We start from the raw sequence: 19,668 nt of genomic DNA, 5'->3' as shown, positions 1-19,668 counted from the left end.
TGGAAATCGGGATTAAGTTTTATTCTGAAGTGTTACAGCGCTCTTAAACTAGCCTTGATCACAATGTCGTTGTAGTCGGCATCACCAAGATTTGGTAAATCTTCAAAGCCCCAAGTGTTATCACCCAATAGCCTAACATGATCGGCCTTGCCTGTATTTGCCCCTAGATAGGCGAAATATACATTGCTGGCAGATGCACCAGTGCTGATCACACTATTCACAGTGCCATTGGCAATAATGTAAGGAGCATACAAAAAGCCCCCTGCAAGATTACCGCTAAAGCCCCTGTCATTGCGCCCAAGACTAACGCCAAACTGCTGACCATTGCGGATGGCAGCAAGGGCATAGCCAGATTGATCTGGATTAATCACATTGCCAGTAATTGGGTCGCGCACGGCTCCATCTTGATTTTCGAGGCGATAGAAGCCCACCGTATTATTGAAAGCGGCGGAGCTTTCGACAACAGGGAAGTTAATCGCTACGGTTTGACCTGTTAGAAAACGCAAGTCAATGAGTTCGCGATTATCCTGTAAGTCTGCACCGATGGGGCGAAAGTCATCGCTGATGCCAACGGAAATGGAAGTAACTGCGGCGGATGGATTACTAGGATCACGAAAATCTACAGCTAGTTTACCTGCCAATAGGCTGCTGGCATTGATTGCACCTGTGTCCACACCATTTGCGCCTTTCCCAAATAGAACTTGATTTTGCAAAGCACTAGGATTATTCAACACCGCATCACGGGTACTATTTTTGATCAAATAGAAGGAGAAGAATCGTGATTTTTCTGCAAATCCATCAATTAAACGGGTAGGGTTAGGAGCAAAGGCATCGGACAACACCGAGAAAGCGGTGCGTCCTCTTTTTAAAGCAGCTTCCACATAACCCGTCTGTCCTGCCTTGATACCATTGACTGTACCTTCTGCATCATCCACAAAGATAATACCAATTTCATCAATGGTGGTGGGAAATGCTTGGGATGGCTTATTAGTCAGGCTAATTGATAGGGCGATCGCTTCAGGATTATCGCCAAATTCCAAAATACTCTTACCGCCACTAGACGCATTGCTGAGGGATAGCCCTGCCACCGATTCATCAAAGGAGGAAGCAATAAAGCTATATCCCAAGGGTGCAGTATCTCCTGCTAAGCGAGAAACCTTGAAATAATAATCCACACCGTCATTATTCGCAAAAGCGACCGAAATTCTGCCCTTGCCTTGGTTGCTTGCCAAAAGGTTGCCCACCACATCGTATAGTTCCACTTTGGCAGTGCGATTGGCTTGTGCTAGATAGATTGTCAGTTTACCTTGGGAAGGATTGAGGGGATCATCATCGGGATCTGCACTGCGAGGTAGTTGGAAATTGTACCAATCCTGTTCGCTGTAGAACTCATCCGTGGGGGCAACTAGATAGTTACCCGCATAGAATGTACCTTCCTCAATCTTTGCCGCTTTTTTGAGAGAACCATTAAATTCAAATACACTATTACCAAAGAAAGCGCGTTGGCTAGGGGTGAACCCAGGTGCTTTGAGATAGATACTATAATTAGAAATATCTTGTTCAGCCGTAACTTCGAGAGTGTATTTACCTGCGGCGAGTCCTTGCAAGCTGAGTTTGGGGTTGCTATTAGCTTGACTTAATAGTTCCCGTACTGGCTGATCGTTGGCATCAACCAATCGCAATGTAATATTGGCAGTGCTGGAGCTAGAAATTAATTCGATGATGTCTTCGGCTGTGCCTGTTGCGCCGATCGCGAAGGTGTAGGCATCTGGCTCATCGTTCTCCTCAAAGGCGATCGCATCATAAAAGCGATCGGCTGCCAAGACAGCAAAGCCCCCGCCCCGCAGGTTATATAAACTATCCTCAGTCAGGGGATCAAGAGGAGTGAAGGGCGCTTGAAAATTGGCGGCATTAAAACTGGTCCGGCTCCGACTTGCCCCCGTTGCTGCACCTGTGTTTGTCGCATTGGTAGTAACACGGCTTAATAACGTCTCAATAAACTGTCCCCATCCAGTATCCCTAACAAAATTACTATGATTAGCAAGGTAATTATCTTTGCTATTGTCATAGTCAGTTTGGCTATTGGGCAGAAAGATCGTTAAGCCCGTCGTAGTCGGGCGCGAAGATGGGGTCTGAGCAATCACCGCCGCTTGCAACTTGGCAATCACATTGGCGGCAGCATCGCGGATCGCCTGACTAATTGCCCCCTCAGCTTGAATACCCGCCATAAACTTGCCCAGATCGCGGTCTTCTCCTTTGGTAAATTGCCGCGCCCTATTCCGCGCATCACCAATCAAAGTCCATTCTTGAGCAGTTGCCGACTCTGCTGCCGTTGTAAATTGCTTGATTGCTACAATCAAATCGGGCAGTTTGTTAGTCGTGACCGCAGTGAGGGTGTTAGCACTTTGTCTGCCATAGACGTTTTCAAAGGCAGTGATAATCGATTGGGCTAAGGTGGCGCTATCAACGTTAGCAGGATTGGTATTTAACACTTGAAAGGCTTGGCTATAGTCATAACCAGGACCAGAGATCACTTCTTCGGAGCCAACTAAAACAGGAGCATAGCTACGCAGCTCATAAAAGACTTCGGCAGATCCCATGTGGCATTCATCAAAAGCCAACAAACTAAGGTTGATACCATCGTTTTTCAACTTCTCTAGCGACTGTACCATCTTGCCAGTGGTTAAAGAATTCTTACTAGGATCATTCTCATCTTTGGGATGATTGTCGGAATTGTCAAAATTAAGTCCACCCACACCGCCGCCATGATTCCACATCACGAGGGCATATTTTTGAGCGGGGGCATTGGCAGTGCTAGATTTGACAAAGTTGATTAAATTATTGATATCCCCTGCATTCTGTTCGGGTTTGAGGGTGAATGGGGAAACAATACGTGGTGCATTTTGCGGCGCGGCATCGGTGGTACTCAAGAAATATTTATTATCCCGTTTGCCAGCCCTGAGCATTGCTTCGCCTGTGCTTCCCCAAGCATCAAACCCTGGGGTGGGATAACGGGTGGCGGGTTCGCCCTTAGCGTTTTTCTCAGCGCTACTTTGATCCCAAAGCACAGAGAAGTTGACTGAGTTGGGGGAGTTGTCTAGCACCACTTCCATTTGTTCGATGTTGATGGGGGCAAACTTCTCTAAGTCATCGGCGGTGATATAGGTCATCACTGTCCAAGCATCGGCGGTGGGCAGTGGCGCATCAACGGTGAGCTTGTAGTTGACAGGGGTTACACCGTTGACGGTTACAAAATAATCACCCAATGCCAGTCCTGCGAGGCTAATTTGGGCATTGCCCACCAGTTTATCGGCGGAGCCTGCCACTTTTACAGTTGTGAGGCGATTGGTGATGTTGATCGCCTGCTGATTGGCATCATAAAGAACAAGGTTTACCGCACCGACAGAGCCATCGTACTGCACATTGAGATAATGAGAAGCCAAACCCTGACTAGCTAGATTGAACTTGTAATAGTCAGTTTCATTGGCAACACCGATGGAACCATTGAAGCGAGTTTGAGTTAGGTTAAGCTCTGTGGCGTTGTCAAAACTATTGCCAGCACTATCGGCAATAATGGTAGTATCAGGAGCGGCGATCGCTAGTTCAAAATTATGGGTTCCCCCCTTATTATTGGTGACTAAAAGAAAGTATTTACCCGCTTCTAGCTCATTCAATTGAATATGCTCGATCGCTTTGGCGGTAGTGCTTTGGTTGATCTGCACACCTCCTTGACCATCATCTCTATACAGAATCAGATCGAGATCGGCAAGTCCTTTAAGATCCTTAAATGTCAGTCTCGCGCTATGCTCAATCCCCGTTTTGCGCCCAATCTCAAAGTTATATTGAACTTGCTGACCTGCGGCGATCGCACCTGTCCTAGAGATCTTGCCGCTCAATAGCCCAAGATCATTTGTGATTATGTTAGTCATCTATTATTAGGTTGCTTGTAAGTCCTCGGAGCAATTAAAGCATAGAGATGTGATCTTTATATCCCATGTTAAATTTCAACAAGGCAAACATCATGCAGGATTCCACAACCATGAACTATGACATCATTATTATTGGCGCAGGGCTATCGGGTTGCAGTGCCGCGATCCAGCTAGGACAGCTTGGCTATCGAGTCCTCTTACTAGAGCAGAATCACTATCCCATACACAAACTCTGTGGTGAATTTCTATCCATAGAGGTAATTGAAATATTTGCGAAATTAGGCATTCTCGATCGCGTGCGAACATTGGGCGCACAACCGATCCATCGTGCTTACTTGACCACCGCAAGTGGTGCTTCTTTTCGTAGTCAACTGCCTAGCACTGCCCTAGGTCTGAGCCGTTATCAACTAGATTTGATGTTATTTGAGAGAGCGCAAAGTCTTAATGTCCATTGTCAAGATTTAACTAAAGTGGCAGGGGTTAGCGGCGATCTTGCTAAGGGATTTCTCGTCTCTACCAACAAAGGTAATTTCACTAGTCGATTAGTGATTGGGGCATTTGGCAAGCGATCGCCGCTAGATCGTAGTCTAGCTCGTCAATTTATCCAGCAAAAATCTCCTTGGATCGCATATAAAGGGCATTTTACAGGTGTTGATATTCAAGATGTGATCGAGCTACATAGCTTTCCAAATGGCTATTGTGGGCTGTCGCAAATAGAAACGGGGGAAATTAATGTCTGTTGGATTGCCCATCAGAGGGTTATGCAAGAAGAACTTGATCCAGAATTAAAAATCCCTAAATCCCTTGGTCAAAATCCTGTACTTGCCGATCGCTTTAGAAATATGCAACAAACATCTGTGAACTTGCAAGGGCTCAGCCAGATCACCTTTGCCCTCAAAGGGAATTTCTATAATGATATTTGCATGATTGGTGATACCGCAGGTATGATCGCACCTCTCTGTGGAGACGGCATGGCAATGGCTTTGCGCTCTGCGGAAATTGCTGTTCCTTTAGTTTCTCAATTCTTGAATGGGGAGGTGAATGTCAATAATATCAACAAATTTAAACAAAACTATGCGATCGCTTGGCAAAGGGAATTTCAGACAAGATTACAACTAGGAAGAGCTATGCACAACTGCTTTGTCCAGCCAGTTCTCGCCCATCTGGGGGTGAATATATGTCATGCTTTCCCATTTTTGGGCAGTTGGATTATTGGTGCAACCAGAGGCGGCGCTGGTCAGAGTAAGTTCTGAGTAAAAAAGCAAGCGCTGCGACGCAGCGCTTGCTTTTCTTATTGGTTTGTGGCGATCACAAGACAACCTTGAGAACTGGCATTATTTGACAAAAGGACGCATGAGCAGATAGCCAGCACCAAAGGAGGTGAGGATAATCGCCACAATTGTGAGGGTAAGCATCCAACCACTAAGACCGCTAGACTCCTGCACATCTTCGTCTCCCGATTCTTGCCGAGTCTCTTGCCTGATCTCTGTTCGCAATTCTTTACGCACTGGACGGGCGGCAGCCTGTTCGCGGATTTCTATTTTGGGTAGTGGCTTGGTAACGGGAGCAGGTGCATCAAAGGTCGCAAAGGCACTGTCATAATATAGTGTGTCGCTGCCCGATGCTTCATTATTGCTATTTGGTGCTGCCTCTGTTGCTAGTTGCCTAGCCCTCGAGATCGCCTCTTGAATAGCATTGGTTGTTTGTTGGGCGGCAGTTTTGCGGGGTGAGGCAGGGGGCTTAGCGGGGGGCTGTTTTTGGGCGGGGGGACGACCTTGGGGCTGACTGCTGGGACGGGGCGGCGCAGTTGCCACTTGCGAGGAGGCGCGAATCCCTGCGAGAACCTCTGACAATTTGGCTTCAGGCAAATTGGCTTGGGTGAGGATCGCCTGTATGCGATCAGTGGATTGGGCGATCGCCTCAAACTCTTGCAATAGCATTTGATTTTGCCTAGTTAGCTGCTCATTTTGCAATTGAAAAAAAGACAGCTTTGCTTGAGCCGATTGCAATTCCGCCGCCAGTTCTTTATATACTGTCACAGGTACAGAGGCTTGATAGCTCGCTGGGGTTGGTTGATAGCTCGTTGGGGAGCTTTGGGTTTTATAAACTGGGTTGGCTTGCATAGGCGACGACACCACTGTAAAAATTTAGTCGAGAATATAACATGATCTGTCACGGTTGACTACAAATTTGATATTTAGCCAAACGCGATCGCAATTGATAGTTGAAAGGGGTTTCGCGCCAAATGTCTGACCAACAAAATTAAAACCCTGTAGCGTGGGCAGGATAGCCACCGATGGAAGAGATTTGCCAGTCAATCAAGGAAGTTGCTGTCTGATAAATTGTGCAACCTTAGCAAATTCCACCTCTAATTGCTGGAGCATGATTTCGATAGTTTCTACCTTACTGCCATGAACAGGCAATTTGCAGATACTATTGATCTCTTTACAAATTGCTGCCACGCGATTTGCTCCCACAGTCCCTGAGCCACCTTTGAGGGAGTGAATATAAAAGACGATCTGTTTGAAATCCAAGACTGAAAAAGATGATTGAATTTGGGCAACTGATTTTTCGGACTCACTTAAATAAGACTCTAGAATTTCCATTAGTCCTACTTTTCCCAAATGTTCTTCCAATCGACGAATGACACTCATATCAATAACATCTAAGCCAGACAAGGCAAAGTCAGTCTGAAAATAAACGCCATAGTGGGTCATGGAATGATCGATGTTAGAAGTGGAGTCTCTTTGGGGCTTTAGCAAGCTTTCAGATAGTGGCTCTAGTTTGTGGCGCGATCGCCCTGATGTCTTAGGCATGGAAGAATGATCACCGCTAAGATTAACAGCGTATTCTGGATTTTGAGCCTGTTGTGGCAATCGGCAATGCTTAGAAAATGTATGTAAAATCTCTGCCAACTGCTCGATCTGCAATGGCTTGGTTAAATAATCATCCATACCCGCAGCGATCGCATCATCACGACATTCACTAAAAGCATTAGCCGATAAGCCAATAATCCAAGGGTGGCGATCAGGGATTTTACGAATATGCGAACAGGCAGTCAGACCATCCATAACGGGCATTTGAATATCCATAAATATGAGATCATAGGACTGCCCTTTGAGCAACTCCACTGCTTCCATTCCATTATTGACCGCTAAAACATCGTATCCCAAACGCTCTAACATCAACAATAAAATCTGCTGATTGACAAGGTTATCTTCAACAATTAAGAGTCTAAAGGGATGTTGAGACGCAAATTCACGATCTAAATCCCAATCCCAATTCCAATCATTATTATCAATGCTCTCCGCCATCTTTGGCGCAGTCAACTGAGTGTAGATATGAGGTGTAATATTGGCAGTAGCAAGAGTAGTTAAACATGGTTGAACTTCCTCAGTGCTTATTGGCAGTGAGCTTATCGGCAGTGAGCTTATCGGCAGTGAGCTTATTGGCAAATGTGCCACAGAATCGGACTTAGGATTGATAAATATTGATGACAATGCTTGACGAAGCTTTGAAGGGGTGATGGGCTTGGTGATACATTCGCGCATATGACTCAGGTTGAAATCGCTTTGAGTAGTGATAGCGACTAATGCAATGATGGGCAAAGATGGCAAAACGCTATGAATATCCTTAGATAAATCTAAAACTTCAGCTATAGATAAATTGCGATCAACGGATATATTTAGATCAATCAAAACCACATCAAATTCTTGACTAGAAAGACTTTGAAGAGTAGCAATTGCTGAATTAACTCTATCTATTTTCATGCCCCATGCGTCTTGGGTATAGGTTTGGATTACCTTAAAAACAGAGGCATTAGAATTAACCACCAACAAGCGTTTGTCTTTGAGTTGTTCTAGGGGCATACCCAAATCGCTTTGCTGCGAGCTATAGCTCTCGGCATGTTGGAATGGCTGGGTTGTAATAGTCTTGAGGTTATTTAATGATGGATTAACCGCTTGAAAGCTAATAGAAAACTTAAAGGTGGTTCCTATACCTAATTCACTTTCAACGGTAATTTCTCCCCCCATTAGCTCGCAGAGTTGACGGCAGATTGCCAAACCTAGCCCAGTACCACCATAGCGGCGTGTAATCGAGCCATCGGCTTGGCTAAAGGGTCTAAATAGGCGGGCGATCGCTTCAGGCTCAATGCCTATGCCCGTATCACGCAACGTAAACTCTAGCTGATTTGGTTGTACCAACTTAACCTCAAGGGCAACTTCTCCCTGCTCTGTAAATTTGATGGCATTATTAAGGAGATTCACCAAAATCTGGCGAAGGCTGGTAGAATCTGTCTTGATTTGCGTTGGCACATTTAAATTAATTAGAGCAGACAATTCTAAGCCCTTCTGGGAAGCAGCCGAGGACATTAAATTCAGCACTTCTTCAATTAATTGGTGCAGATTGAAAATATGTTCATCTAGGAGTAAATTACCTGATTCAATTTGAGAGAAGTCAAGAATTTTATTAATTACTGATAGCAAGGCTTCGCCACCATGACGGATAATTGATATATATTGCTGTTGCTGGGCGCTTAAAGACGTATTGCTCAATAGTCCCGACATTCCAATTACCGCATTCATCGGTGTGCGTAATTCATGACTCATGGCGGCTAAAAATTCACTTTTAGCTTTATTAGCTGCCTCAGCCGCCCTTGCCGATGCTAGTTTAGACTCATTCTGTTTCTTATCTGTGACATCTTCAATAGTTATGACAAATTGGACGGGTTCATTACTACTTGATCGAATGAGACTTACCCGACATATCACATCAACAAGAGCACCGTTGGATTGAATATATTTTTTATCAAGGCAGATATTAGTATTTGTGCCATCAATAAGACTATTAAATCCATCTTTGGTAATTTGCAAAAAATCGGTATGAATGATGTCAAAGGCACTCATTTGTAAAAGCTCGATCGCTTTGTAGCCGCAAATATCACAGAGATTCTGATTAACCGTTAAGAATTTGCCTTCTAAACTCAAAATTGCCATGCCGACAGGGGCATTATCAAAGGATATACTGAGAAGTTGTTCTCTTTGTTGTAGTTTAAGTTGATTATTTTCTAGCTCGATGGTGCGTTGTTTGACCTTTTCTTCTAAGGAAGTGTTAAGCCTCTGAAGGTTTTGATAAAGTTCGGCTTGGCTGATGGCGATCGCCAATTGTACTGACAACTGTTGCAACAGGCGCAGATCCAGATCTTCCCAATTACGAGTACTGCGACATTGATGCACAATTAATAAGCCCCAGAGAAAGCTATCATGGTCATTCTCTTCTGCTAACAGTGGCATTTCAGGCTCTAGCAGAGTTTCCCCATAGGGATCATGTTGACGCAAAAGAATAGGAACTACTAGATTTGCCTTGACCTGAAATCTTTGCAATAGCTGAATATGGCATGGGGTCAGGTTGGCATTGAGAATATCATTGGCGGCAAAAATTCGACCTTGGCGATAGGCTCCTCCCGTACTATGCCGAAAGCAAGTGTCAATAATATTTTGGTTGAGGCTTTTATCCCAAGGTAAATCGACGGCTTCGGCAACAATTGTGCCACTCATATTTGGATTGAACTTGTAAATGATGGTGCGATCGGCTTGTAGAAAATTCTTGACATCGGTAACGATCGCCTCATAAATCTGCGTCAAATTGAGCGATTGACGAACATTTAAGGCAATCTCGGCAATTAAAGTTTCTTGGCGCTGCGATCGCTGAAGTTGGCGAAAAAGATTGAGCCGATCAAGGGTGCGGTAAATACTGCGCCGTAAAGTATTAGGGCTAACTTCATCCTTCATGAGGTAATCGGTGGCTCCCATAGTAATGGCGCTGACGGCTAGATCTTCGTCACCTGTTTCCATCAGCAAGATCACGGGCAGTTCGATGGCGATCGCACTTTTGCTGATCGCTTCTAAAAACCCTAAACCCTTATCATCGGTCAATGCCAACAAAATCAGATCGAGTGGTTTTGACTGCCAAATGGAGATCGCCTCATCTATATCGCCTGTTTCCAACACTCGATAATCTAGGCGTAGGTCGGTTTCTATATGATGTCGATAAATTAAACGCTCTTCAGCGTTTTCTTCCACAATCAAAACATTTACTTGCGATGATTGACCTTTTTTATAAAAGAGTAGGTGTTCTAGGGACTTATACATTGCTAAAAAACAAGAATATTAAAAGATATTAAAAGATATTAAAAGATATTAAAAGATATTAAAAGCGATATTAAAAGCAATACAGTCTGTTGAGGCTTTATGTAGTATAGGTGATTTTTTTAAGAGGAGCGCATCGCGCCGCATCCAGAAAATTATCTAGGTTTTAAGCAAGCGCTGTAATGTAAGGCTGTAATGTATTAAGAATAAAAATGTTTATTGATTTCTCAAGCCTTAATGGGAATTTCTGTTATTGATTTACTTCTAAATTAGATATTTAGGACTTACGCAAATACTTGAAACCGTTATTGCAGCATAGGATCAATTCATAAATTGCCCCTAGTTCTGGCTGATTTGCGTAAGTCCTAATATTCAAGCCGCAGAATAAAACCACAATAGAGCCAAAACAAGACTTGCCCCATAAACTAATACATAACATTATAGTCGGTCTTCCTGAGTATACTGCCCGTCCATATGAGTGAAAAGCACAAAAGAATAAAGGTATGACGCATTGCATCACATCTTTATTCTTTTATGCCCAGTCATCTTGACCTTCATCTTGCGCCATATAGACCTTGCCCACCGCATGAATTGCTCTGGTTTTCGCAAAAAGCTCTTCCTGAGATAGTTGCCAGCTTTGCAAAACCTTGAGTAAATCCGCCTGAATATCCCTTGCGCCAATAAACCCTTGATAACGAATCATTAATCTCGCTAAATCAGCATAGTTGCGGTTATTAGGTTGCAACTGACCGAGTAATTCATTCAGGATCTGTCGATCTTTCGTGTATTGCGGATGTCTTTGTTCTTTCTGCTCTTTCTGCTCTTTTTGATTTTTACCTTCAGCCATTAGTCACCTCGCTCAAAAAATAAATTACAAAATGACATCAAAAACGACATCAAAAAAGCGAGTGGCAGAGCGCTATGCCCTACCACTCGCTCCTTGTTTCTTTTATTGGCGCAAAATAATTACGCCTTCGCCAGTGACGGGTGTGCGGGCTACTAAATGGTTTGCAGCATCAGCGACTAGCAATTTTTTGAAATTTAGCGATCGCGACCTAGTTTGCAGATCGTTCACCAATTGCGTTTGCTGATTGGGAGCCAACTGATACCAATCATCACTCAATGCCACAATCAATCGCCCTCGCTTGAAGCTGGTTTGCACCGAGCCTAGCAAAGTTTCGCCATACTGATTAGCGACCTCTGTTACTTGAGTTTGAATCTTGGCGATTTCAATTTGTTCGGGAGTCAGAGCCACATCCCCCTTCTCTGGCTGGATTAGCTCATCTGTTACGGCAGGTGCTGTGGTTGGTGGTTTTTGGGCAACTGTGCCAGAGGGTTGAGCGATTGGCGCGGGGGGAGTAGCAACTTTTTTGAGGTTGCGGCTATGGGCGGGGGATGGCTTGAGGATGATCAAAAGTGAAAATAAAGTAACTAAAGCGATCGTGCCTGCCCGCTTGTCAAAGATTTGTTGCACTTCGTCAGACAGTGGCACTTGCTTAGCGATGCCTGTCATCGATCGCCAAATAGGGGCAGTCGCGGTTACAGTCTTTTTCCAAGCATCCTTAGATTGGAGGTCTTCCCATGCTTTGACTAGCGAAGGGGTTGCTGCCGCCTTAGTAGATAATTTCTCCCAAATATTTGAGGCGATCGGATCAAGTTTGTCGACAGCAAATTGCAATCCTGCCAAAATCTTGGGCTTGACCTGCTCTTGGACAAATTTCCAAGCAATACCAAATTCTTGTTTAACTTGGGCAACCATCGGTGAATCAGGAGCCGCATTGAGCAGCCCGATGGGTTCGCTAGTCTCATCGATCGCCACTTCTTTAGTTTGCAGTGCTGATTGCAACTTAGTCAGTGCCGAAATTAGTAAGGCGATCGCTTGGGCAGAAAACCCTTTCACAATGCCCAAAGCCTTATTAGTTGCGGTTGCATCATTGGTTATAGGCTTTGCTGCATTGACGTTAGTCGCATCGGTTGTAGTTGCATCCGTGACCTCTTCCTCTGGTGCATCCGTGACCTGTGCGATCGGGGCGATCGGCAAACTTACTTTTGCTGCGTCCGTTAGCTGCGTATGCAGTTTATGCAGGAGTGGCAGCAAACTCTTTACTAGTTTGAGCAATAGCGCTTGCAGTTGTGGTTGCACCTTTGTCCAAGTCTGTCCAACCTGTTGCGAGACACGCTCAACTATTTCTTTAGTTTTGTTTTCTGTCATAACTGCCTCCTGTCATAATTTAATTTAGTGACATTAGCATACCTTGTAGCCAATTCTTTATGTATGATGCTCTTCCAGTTGGTATAGTTAATAGGGCTAGTGTGTGAGTATAAAAACTCACAAAGGGCAACAGCCAATAACCATAAATTTATCAATCAAACATCATGCGTATTCTCGCTCTAGCTTGGGAGTTTCCACCGCGCATCATTGGAGGAATTTCTCGTCATGTGGCAGAGCTATATCCAGAGATTGTCAAGCGCGGACATGAGGTCCATCTGATTACGGTAGCGGCATCAGATGTGCCGCCACTAGAGATCAATGAAGTTGTTGATGGCATCTATGTCTATCGCATTACCGTTAGTACAGATGGAGAATTTTTTCAATGGGTGGTGGGCATGAATGCCTGCATGGTCAATTTTGCGCGGCAGCTTTTACAGGAGCAATCTATGGATCTAATCCATGCCCATGATTGGTTGGTGGAGGAGTCAGCGATCGCCCTATCTCAAGATTTTAATATTCCCCTAGTCGCTACGATCCACGCCACTGAATATGGTAGATGCAATGGCATTCACAATGATACTCAGCGCTATATTCATCAAAGAGAACTAAAACTAACCCAATTTGCCCAGCGTGTGATCGTCTGCTCTGAATATATGCAAGGAGAGTTGCAAAGAGCATTAAACTGTCCCCCCACCAAAACCGATGTGGTTTACAACGGTCTGAGTGTTGAGCGTTGGCAAAAAATTACTGCCGAACAGGACTGCGATTTTACCGCCCTGCGGCAAAAATACGCTGAACCCGATGAATCAATTATTTATTACGTTGGCCGTATCACCTATGAAAAAGGAATTTATATTTTACTGAATGCAATGCCCAAGATCGTTGCCGCCATGAATGACAAGGTGCGCTTAGTGATCATTGGTACGGGTGAAGCCTATGCAATTCTGTTACAGCGCCAAGCATGGGATTTAGGAATTTATCATAAGGTTCTATTTACAGGGTTTATGGCAGATGCCGAATTCTGGAAGTTCCAAAAAGTAGCAAATTGTGCGGTTTTTCCCAGCCTCTATGAGCCATTTGGTATTGTCGCCCTTGAAAGTTTTGCTGCCAAAATTCCTTTGGTTGTCTCTAATACGGGCGGACTGCCAGAGGTGGTACGCGATCAAGTTACGGGCATTGTCACTAAGGTAAATGATGCCGACTCTTTAGCCGCAGGAATTATCCGACTACTTAAGGATCAGGCATATGCAAAGTCCTTGGCAGATAATGCTCAAATAGATTTAAAAGAACGTTTTGCATGGGATCGCTTAGCTGCCCAAACCGAAGCAGTTTTTCAGAAATGTTTTACATAGTCGCATAGGCAAGGTTTTCCAAATGGCTAAGTTTTACGATCGCCTTACTCCCGAATTACAAGATTTCATTGCAGCTCAGCATATTTTTTTCGTGGCGACGGCTCCCCACCATGGGCGGGTGAATCTGTCACCAAAAGGAATGGATGCTTTGCGGGTAGTCAGTGAATCAGAAATAGCCTACCTCGACCTGACAGGTAGTGGTAACGAAACCGCCGCCCATCTCCTCGAAAATGGTCGAATTACCGTTATGCTCTGTAGTTTTACGGAGAAGCCGCTAATTTTGCGCCTCTATGGTCAAGGTGTGGCAATTCGCCCTAGGGATGGTCAATGGCAAGAATATCTGTCGCTGTTTCCAGCGATCGCGGGTACTCGCCAAATTGTGCGCGTCAAGGTGGAATCTGTGCAAACTTCCTGTGGTTTTGCTGTTCCCTTTTATGAATTTTCAGGCGATCGCCCAGTTTTAAAAGAATGGGCTGAGAAAAAAGGTGAGGAAGGTGTGTATGAATATTGGGAAAAGAATAATCAACATAGCATTGACGGCTTACCCACCAAGCTGCTGTAGCAATGCAAACTTTAATCAAGCGAAAATCTACTAATAGCGCAATGAATAATTTTTATTGAGCATTTACCGCTAAATGTGAGTTAATGTATTATCTGACTCATCGTTAAAACAAAAGCCTTCCTATGGTGCAAGAACTTAAACTGATCTCCAAAGAAGTCAGATTTCCCGATAGCGCTCCTGCCGCTTATCCTGTATTTTTCAGGACTTATAGCCGCAAATATAATAACAAACGCGAAAGCTGGGCTGAGGTATGCGATCGCACACTTACGGGTTTAAAAAAGCTGGGCAAGCTGACCCCAGAACAAGCTGACCTAATCGACAAGATGCAAAAGCAGCTAAAATCGCTCACCTCTGGGCGTTGGCTGTGGGTCGGTGGCACTGAATGGGTCGATCGCCCCGAAAATTTCTCAGGTTCTTACAACTGCACCAGCACCAATGTGATCGACTGGCGTGCCTTTGGTTTGATGATGGATCTCGCCATGCAAGGCTCTGGCACGGGCGGCGTATTAGAGCCGCAGTACATCAGCCAACTGCCCATAATTCGTAATCAGTTGCAAGTAAATGTGATCGGTGCGATCGGAGATACTCCAGTTGAAAAACGCCGCCACAATACCGATGTCGAATTTGACTATGCCAACAATGCGGTGAAATTCTATGTGGGCGATAGCCGTCAAGGTTGGGTCAAGTCCTATCAATCTTTGCTAGAACTATCGAGCAACGAGAAGTTTAATGCATCTAAGCCCGTCCAAATCACCGTTGATATTAGCGATGTCCGCCCCAGTGGTGAACCCCTCAAAGGCTTCGGCGGTATGGCAAATCCTGTTAAGTTGCCTACGCTTTACGATCGCTGTGCCAATATTCTTAATAAAGCGATCGGTCGTCAACTCACCTCCGTTGAGTGCTGTTTACTAATTGATGAAGCCGCCGTTTGTATCGTGGCTGGAAACATCCGTCGCAGTGCGGGCATGAGGCAATTTTTGTCTGAAGATGCTTTAGGTTCTGTTGCAAAGGACAATCTTTGGCAGCAGGATGAAGCAGGCAACTGGAGAATTGATCCTGAACGTGATGCTTTGAGAATGAGTAATCACACAAGGGTATTCCATCGTAAACCCACTGAACAAGAATGTATTGATGCCGTTCGCAAGCAATATTATTCAGGTGAAGGTGCGATTCAATGGGCGGGTGAAGCGATCGCTCGTTCTAATGCTGATTTGATTACAACTCCCGAACTCAAGCGTGATTTCCTTGCTGCATATGTGAAAGGAGAAGGAAAAGAATGGTTGCGATCGCAACAGCCTGAAATTACTGAACGTGAACTAGAGCATAGATTACAACGTTATGGTCTGAATCCGTGCGGGGAAATTCTGGGGATGGATTTTCACTGTAATTTATCCGAAATTCACCTGAATCAACTTAATCCTCGTAATGAGAAAGAACAGGAAGAAGCCTTTAAAGCAGGTGCTTTGTCGGTTGCCGCTTTGCTCAATCATCGCTTCAATGAAGAACGCTATCAATTTAGTCGAGAAGTTGACCCAATTGTGGGCGTATCCTTCACAGGTCTATTTGACTTCTTTGTTCATGCCTTTGGTGTGGAATGGTTGCGCTGGTTTGAGGCGGGTCGTCCTGACACTGTGCAGGGGCTAGACTTCAAAGAGAAGGAAGCTGATTATCTAAATCGTTGGCGTGAAATCGTCCATCAGACGGTTTGGGAATATTGCGACGCGCACGGCTTACGCCGCCCGAATCGTTGCACAACAACTCAACCTGCGGGATGCCTTGATCGCAATGCTTTACGCATTTTTGATCAAGGCTTGCTCTATGCCGATGAAATTGTCGAAGCTGGTAGTGGTGAGAGCAAAGGTTTAGATTTGAGTGTGCGGAATGGGATTGCTACTGATACAGCGATCGCCAATCAGCCTCTAAACCTAGTGCGAGTCACCCTTGAAAATGGTCGCGTTTTGCGGATGACTCCTAATCATCGTCTTTCCATTGCCAATCAATGGGTGAGAGCCGATCGCCTAGAACTTGGTATGGACATTGACTATTCCCTCGGTGAATATCGGCATACCGAAGATGCTCTATTGCTTAGCCTCAATGCTGCTCAATATACTCGCGAAGGTCGTAAAGAACTTTTAGGGCATGGTCGTGGTGTGCTAACTGCGGAAATCACGACACCAACTACATTAAATCCAGAATTGGGTTATTTCTTGGGTTGCTTGTTTGGTGATGGCGCAATGAGTGAAGGCAAAGATCGGGTAAGGTTTGCTTTTAATGAGAAAGAGCTAGATTTGGTAGAGCGTTTGCAAGCGATCGCCCAAAATCAGTTTGGACTCACAGGCAAAATCAGCCATGATCCTCGCAATGGTGGTACAAGAGGCGAATTAAGTTTTGCTTCTGGACAGTTGTTTGATTGGCTGAAGTTGAACCAATTACAGAAAGGTAGCAGTAAGGATCTAGATCGGATTCCCCTTGCAATTCGCAAATCTTCCCGTGAGACAATTCTTGCCTTCTTCTGTGGCTTGATTGATACCGATGGATGCGTTCGGGTAAAAGGAGATCTTTCTATTGATTCATCGAGCGAAGCCTTTATTCGCAACCTGCAACAGGTTGGTGAAGCTGTTGGTTTGTGCTTTAGCATTTTCCATAATACTCAAGGTGAGAACTTCCAAGGTCAAAAGGATATGTGGGGCTTATCCCTCAGTCGGATGTTGTCACAACCTGAATCCTTGGCATATCTCAATACCCACAGTCGGAAATGTCAGCTACGTCCATTACCAGAACCTAAACGCCAATTTGCATTCCATCCCTATCGCGTCACTAGCATCGAGTTTGAAACTACTCCCGACTACAGCTATGACTTTGCGGTATCGGGAATTGATGATGACGACTCATGGTACTGGCAAGGTGCGCTGAAGTCTCACAACACCAAGTCTCTACTCACTGGTGCTTCCCCAGGGTGGCATCCTCCGAAGGCGCAGCGATTTATCCGTCGGATTACTTTCCGTAAGGAAGATCCTGTGGCGCGGGCTTGCATGGACTATGGCTATAGCATCATTCCTTCGCAATCGGACAAAGATGAGAATGGACAATTGCTCAATGATCCCTTCGATCCGAGATGCACGGAATGGCTGGTGGAGATCCCTGTGAGCGTATCTTGGGCTGACCTTGACGGCGCGGATCTGGTGGAAATCAGCAAGTTCGATGTGATGGCGCAGTTTGATTTCTATATGCAGGTGCAGAAATTCTACACTCGTCATAATACTTCCGCAACTTTGGAATTGCGCGAGCATGAAATCGAGCCTTTAGGGAAGAAGATTTACGAAGCGATTCGTGATGATGAGGGTTATATCTCGGCGGCGCTATTGGCGCGTTTTGATGACCTGCAAACTTTCCCTCGGTTGCCCTTTGAACCAATCGATAAGGCTACTTATGAGAAGCTCAGTGCTGAGGTGCTAGAATGTCGCAAGTCCGATGATTTTTACGCGAGTTTGTTGCGTTATGATTCGGGTGAGTTGATGGATGCGGGACCTGCGGGTTGCGATTCTGATAAGTGTATGTTCCCTGAACAGAAGCCATAGATCGCAGCAAATGACATATAGGGCATATAGGTGTTGCTACAATAGCGATCGCAACTTGTAGTAAACACTTATATGCTCGCTCAACAAATATCAAGATTTCAAGAAGCATTAAATGCGATCGAGTCTTTGTCTTTCGATGATCAGTTAGCGTTGCTGGATGTTTTGCATAATCGCTTGAAACTACGTCAACGGCATCAGATTGTGCAGGAAGTGCAAGAAGTGAGGCAAGAATTTATGGCAGGTAAGTTTAAGAGTGGTTCGGTTGATGACTTTTTAGCGGAGCTAGATCGTTGAGAAATATTAATTTGTTAACCTAGTGATTGAAAAGTCCGTAATTATGGTGATCGTCCCGTATCATCTTCATGCATTAGAGGGGCGATCGCTAACTAAATTATCCAATTTGGCTAAAAAGTGGAAAACATTCTGGATTACGAATTGATTCAACAGATATATCAATGTCTAACTCTGACCAGTAAAGATGATTTGGAGATGGAAGTTCTACATTAAATATTTTGGAGATATTTGCATCTCGAAACCAAGGGAATTCAGAAAATGGTAGAAAAAGTTCTTCGTTGTGTAAAAGTAGCCAAAGACCATGCGGGGATATGTTTGTTACTTCAACTTGGGAAATGTCTGTTCCAAGCAATACGGATTTCTTGTTCATTATCTTTTACGAGTTTAAGTGCTGCATTGATTTCACGTTGAGAGATACCTATAGAAGTTGTGATACACCAATATGTCAAATTTTAACTTAGTAAGGTAATCAGCGATCGCTCTATACCATCATTGTAATACGCTGTTTAATCAGCATAAGGGTTTGGCGATTGTCTGTCCGATTACCAATACTAAGCGCGATTTTCCTTTTCATGGTTACAGAGAAGTTACAGGAAAGTGCTGGCGCTCTCAATCAGAAGGTTGAGATTAAGTTTAGCGCGATCGCTCCTTGAGACGAGTTTGGTGTAGATGTTGTTTTAAAATTTATTCATATTTAGCCAGAATACGTTGAACTTCTGCGGCTGGGATATTGGACTGCTCAGATTTTGAGTAAATCGTAACTAGAATCACCGATGTAGCTGTTTTGACGTAATAAATGACTCTGTAACCTGCGCTTTTACCTTTTTTGTTGTCTCGATTCTTAATCCGCAATTTGAAAACTGTATAGCCAACGTTAGCAATTTGATCGCCTTGAAAGTTTCCTGCTTGGAGGTCGTCAAGAACTGGCTGTAAGTCTGCGCGAATGTTACGATATTTTTTGGATAAATCGCAAAGTTTATTTTTAAACTCTTCTGAGAATTTAAGCTCAACTAATGGATCAATCGACATCAATCCCATCCCATAGTTCTGAAATTGGCTTAGTTCTGCCATTCATCACGTCATCCCAACCACGCCGAAAACTTTCTACCGCAGGTTCGAGTTCCTGTGAGTTTTCTTGTGGGGATAAGTTTTGAATTTTTTGTTGAGTTATGGCTATATCTCGATCTAATAGTTCTCGCAGTTTGATTTTCTCGCGCAGTTCTAAGGAACTCATCATTTCTATGAGAGCTTTAAAAGGAAGAGATAAATTTACTTTTACTTGTGTGCGTTTCATATTTATCAATATCTCTACAATCAATATTTTAGAGTATGCCGATCACTAATCAAGTCACTTGTTAGGCAAACAAGCGATCGCCTCTCATCAAACCCAAACAAAACCCAATGATCGCGTTGGCATTAGACAATCGGCGATCGCTCTTGCTTGAGGATGTTGATTATGATGGGCGATCGCTGTCAATGTTACATAGAAGTTACAGAAAATTGCTGGCGCTCTCAATCAGAAGGTTGAGATTAAGTTTAGCGCGATCGCTTCTTGAGTCAAGTTTGGTGTAGTCACTGTTTTTTTAGCAAAT

The 19,668-nt window shown here is 44.4% G+C and carries 14 protein-coding genes; 6 read left to right on the top strand and 8 right to left on the bottom strand.

What is annotated here, in order from left to right:
* Nucleotides 1-32 precede the first annotated feature (32 nt).
* The gene (locus H6F44_RS06535; RefSeq protein WP_190350155.1) at nucleotides 33-3,929 is read right to left on the bottom strand and encodes a clostripain-related cysteine peptidase; all 3,897 of its coding nucleotides are present in this window, start codon (nucleotides 3,927-3,929) and stop codon (nucleotides 33-35) included.
* A gap of 92 nt (nucleotides 3,930-4,021) precedes the next feature.
* On the opposite strand from H6F44_RS06535, the gene H6F44_RS06530 reads away from it, so the two are divergent.
* Entirely contained in the window at nucleotides 4,022-5,182 is a 1,161-nt protein-coding gene (locus H6F44_RS06530; protein WP_242016467.1) for an NAD(P)/FAD-dependent oxidoreductase, read from the top strand.
* An 81-nt stretch (nucleotides 5,183-5,263) separates the two neighbouring features.
* On the opposite strand, the gene H6F44_RS06525 is transcribed toward H6F44_RS06530, so the two are convergent.
* From H6F44_RS06525 to H6F44_RS06510, 4 genes are all read right to left on the bottom strand, one after another.
* On the bottom strand, nucleotides 5,264-6,052 hold the full coding sequence (locus H6F44_RS06525) for a hypothetical protein (RefSeq protein WP_190350154.1): 789 nt from the start codon (nucleotides 6,050-6,052) through the stop codon (nucleotides 5,264-5,266).
* Nucleotides 6,053-6,247: 195 nt separating this feature from the next.
* Nucleotides 6,248-10,081 carry a response regulator gene (locus tag H6F44_RS06520; RefSeq protein WP_190350153.1) on the bottom strand — a complete coding sequence of 1,278 codons (3,834 nt, stop codon included), beginning with the start codon at nucleotides 10,079-10,081 and terminating at the stop codon, nucleotides 6,248-6,250.
* Between the two features lie 529 nt (nucleotides 10,082-10,610).
* The gene (locus H6F44_RS06515; RefSeq protein WP_190350152.1) at nucleotides 10,611-10,925 is read right to left on the bottom strand and encodes a DUF3288 family protein; all 315 of its coding nucleotides are present in this window, start codon (nucleotides 10,923-10,925) and stop codon (nucleotides 10,611-10,613) included.
* A 102-nt stretch (nucleotides 10,926-11,027) separates the two neighbouring features.
* Nucleotides 11,028-12,290, bottom strand: coding sequence for a hypothetical protein (locus H6F44_RS06510; RefSeq protein WP_190350151.1), 1,263 nt, complete (start codon nucleotides 12,288-12,290; stop codon nucleotides 11,028-11,030).
* Nucleotides 12,291-12,454: 164 nt separating this feature from the next.
* Here H6F44_RS06510 and H6F44_RS06505 point away from each other — a divergent pair, with 164 nt between their 5' ends.
* The 4 genes from H6F44_RS06505 (at nucleotide 12,455) to H6F44_RS06490 (ending at nucleotide 18,076) form a co-directional block, all read left to right on the top strand.
* Nucleotides 12,455-13,642: a glycosyltransferase family 4 protein gene (locus tag H6F44_RS06505; protein WP_190350150.1), complete on the top strand. Its 1,188-nt coding sequence runs from the start codon at nucleotides 12,455-12,457 to the stop codon at nucleotides 13,640-13,642.
* 22 nt (nucleotides 13,643-13,664) lie between these two features.
* Complete coding sequence (locus tag H6F44_RS06500; protein ID WP_190350149.1) at nucleotides 13,665-14,204, top strand: pyridoxamine 5'-phosphate oxidase family protein; 540 nt, start codon at nucleotides 13,665-13,667, stop codon at nucleotides 14,202-14,204.
* 122 nt (nucleotides 14,205-14,326) lie between these two features.
* Nucleotides 14,327-17,782: a ribonucleoside-triphosphate reductase, adenosylcobalamin-dependent gene (gene nrdJ, locus H6F44_RS23100; RefSeq protein ID WP_190350148.1), complete on the top strand. Its 3,456-nt coding sequence runs from the start codon at nucleotides 14,327-14,329 to the stop codon at nucleotides 17,780-17,782.
* Between the two features lie 72 nt (nucleotides 17,783-17,854).
* On the top strand, nucleotides 17,855-18,076 hold the full coding sequence (locus H6F44_RS06490) for a hypothetical protein (protein WP_190350147.1): 222 nt from the start codon (nucleotides 17,855-17,857) through the stop codon (nucleotides 18,074-18,076).
* A 97-nt stretch (nucleotides 18,077-18,173) separates the two neighbouring features.
* Here the strand turns inward: H6F44_RS06490 and H6F44_RS06485 are convergent, their stop codons facing one another.
* The 3 genes from H6F44_RS06485 to H6F44_RS06475 form a co-directional block, all read right to left on the bottom strand.
* Complete coding sequence (locus H6F44_RS06485; protein ID WP_190350146.1) at nucleotides 18,174-18,446, bottom strand: DUF2442 domain-containing protein; 273 nt, start codon at nucleotides 18,444-18,446, stop codon at nucleotides 18,174-18,176.
* A gap of 314 nt (nucleotides 18,447-18,760) precedes the next feature.
* Nucleotides 18,761-19,105 (bottom strand): type II toxin-antitoxin system RelE/ParE family toxin, encoded by a 345-nt coding sequence (locus H6F44_RS06480; RefSeq protein ID WP_190350145.1) that lies wholly within the window; start codon nucleotides 19,103-19,105, stop codon nucleotides 18,761-18,763.
* The gene (locus H6F44_RS06475; protein ID WP_242016466.1) at nucleotides 19,095-19,310 is read right to left on the bottom strand and encodes a hypothetical protein; all 216 of its coding nucleotides are present in this window, start codon (nucleotides 19,308-19,310) and stop codon (nucleotides 19,095-19,097) included. Before H6F44_RS06475 ends, H6F44_RS06480 begins: the two co-directional genes overlap by 11 nt.
* Before the next feature lie 167 nt (nucleotides 19,311-19,477).
* Here H6F44_RS06475 and H6F44_RS06470 point away from each other — a divergent pair, with 167 nt between their 5' ends.
* Nucleotides 19,478-19,648 carry a hypothetical protein gene (locus H6F44_RS06470; protein ID WP_190350143.1) on the top strand — a complete coding sequence of 57 codons (171 nt, stop codon included), beginning with the start codon at nucleotides 19,478-19,480 and terminating at the stop codon, nucleotides 19,646-19,648.
* Nucleotides 19,649-19,668 lie beyond the last annotated feature (20 nt).

Source organism: Pseudanabaena cinerea FACHB-1277, assembly GCF_014696345.1.
GTDB lineage: Bacteria > Cyanobacteriota > Cyanobacteriia > Pseudanabaenales > Pseudanabaenaceae > Pseudanabaena > Pseudanabaena cinerea.
The sequence above is the reverse complement of the archived record's forward strand: the minus strand, read 5'-3'. Positions and strand labels throughout refer to the sequence as shown.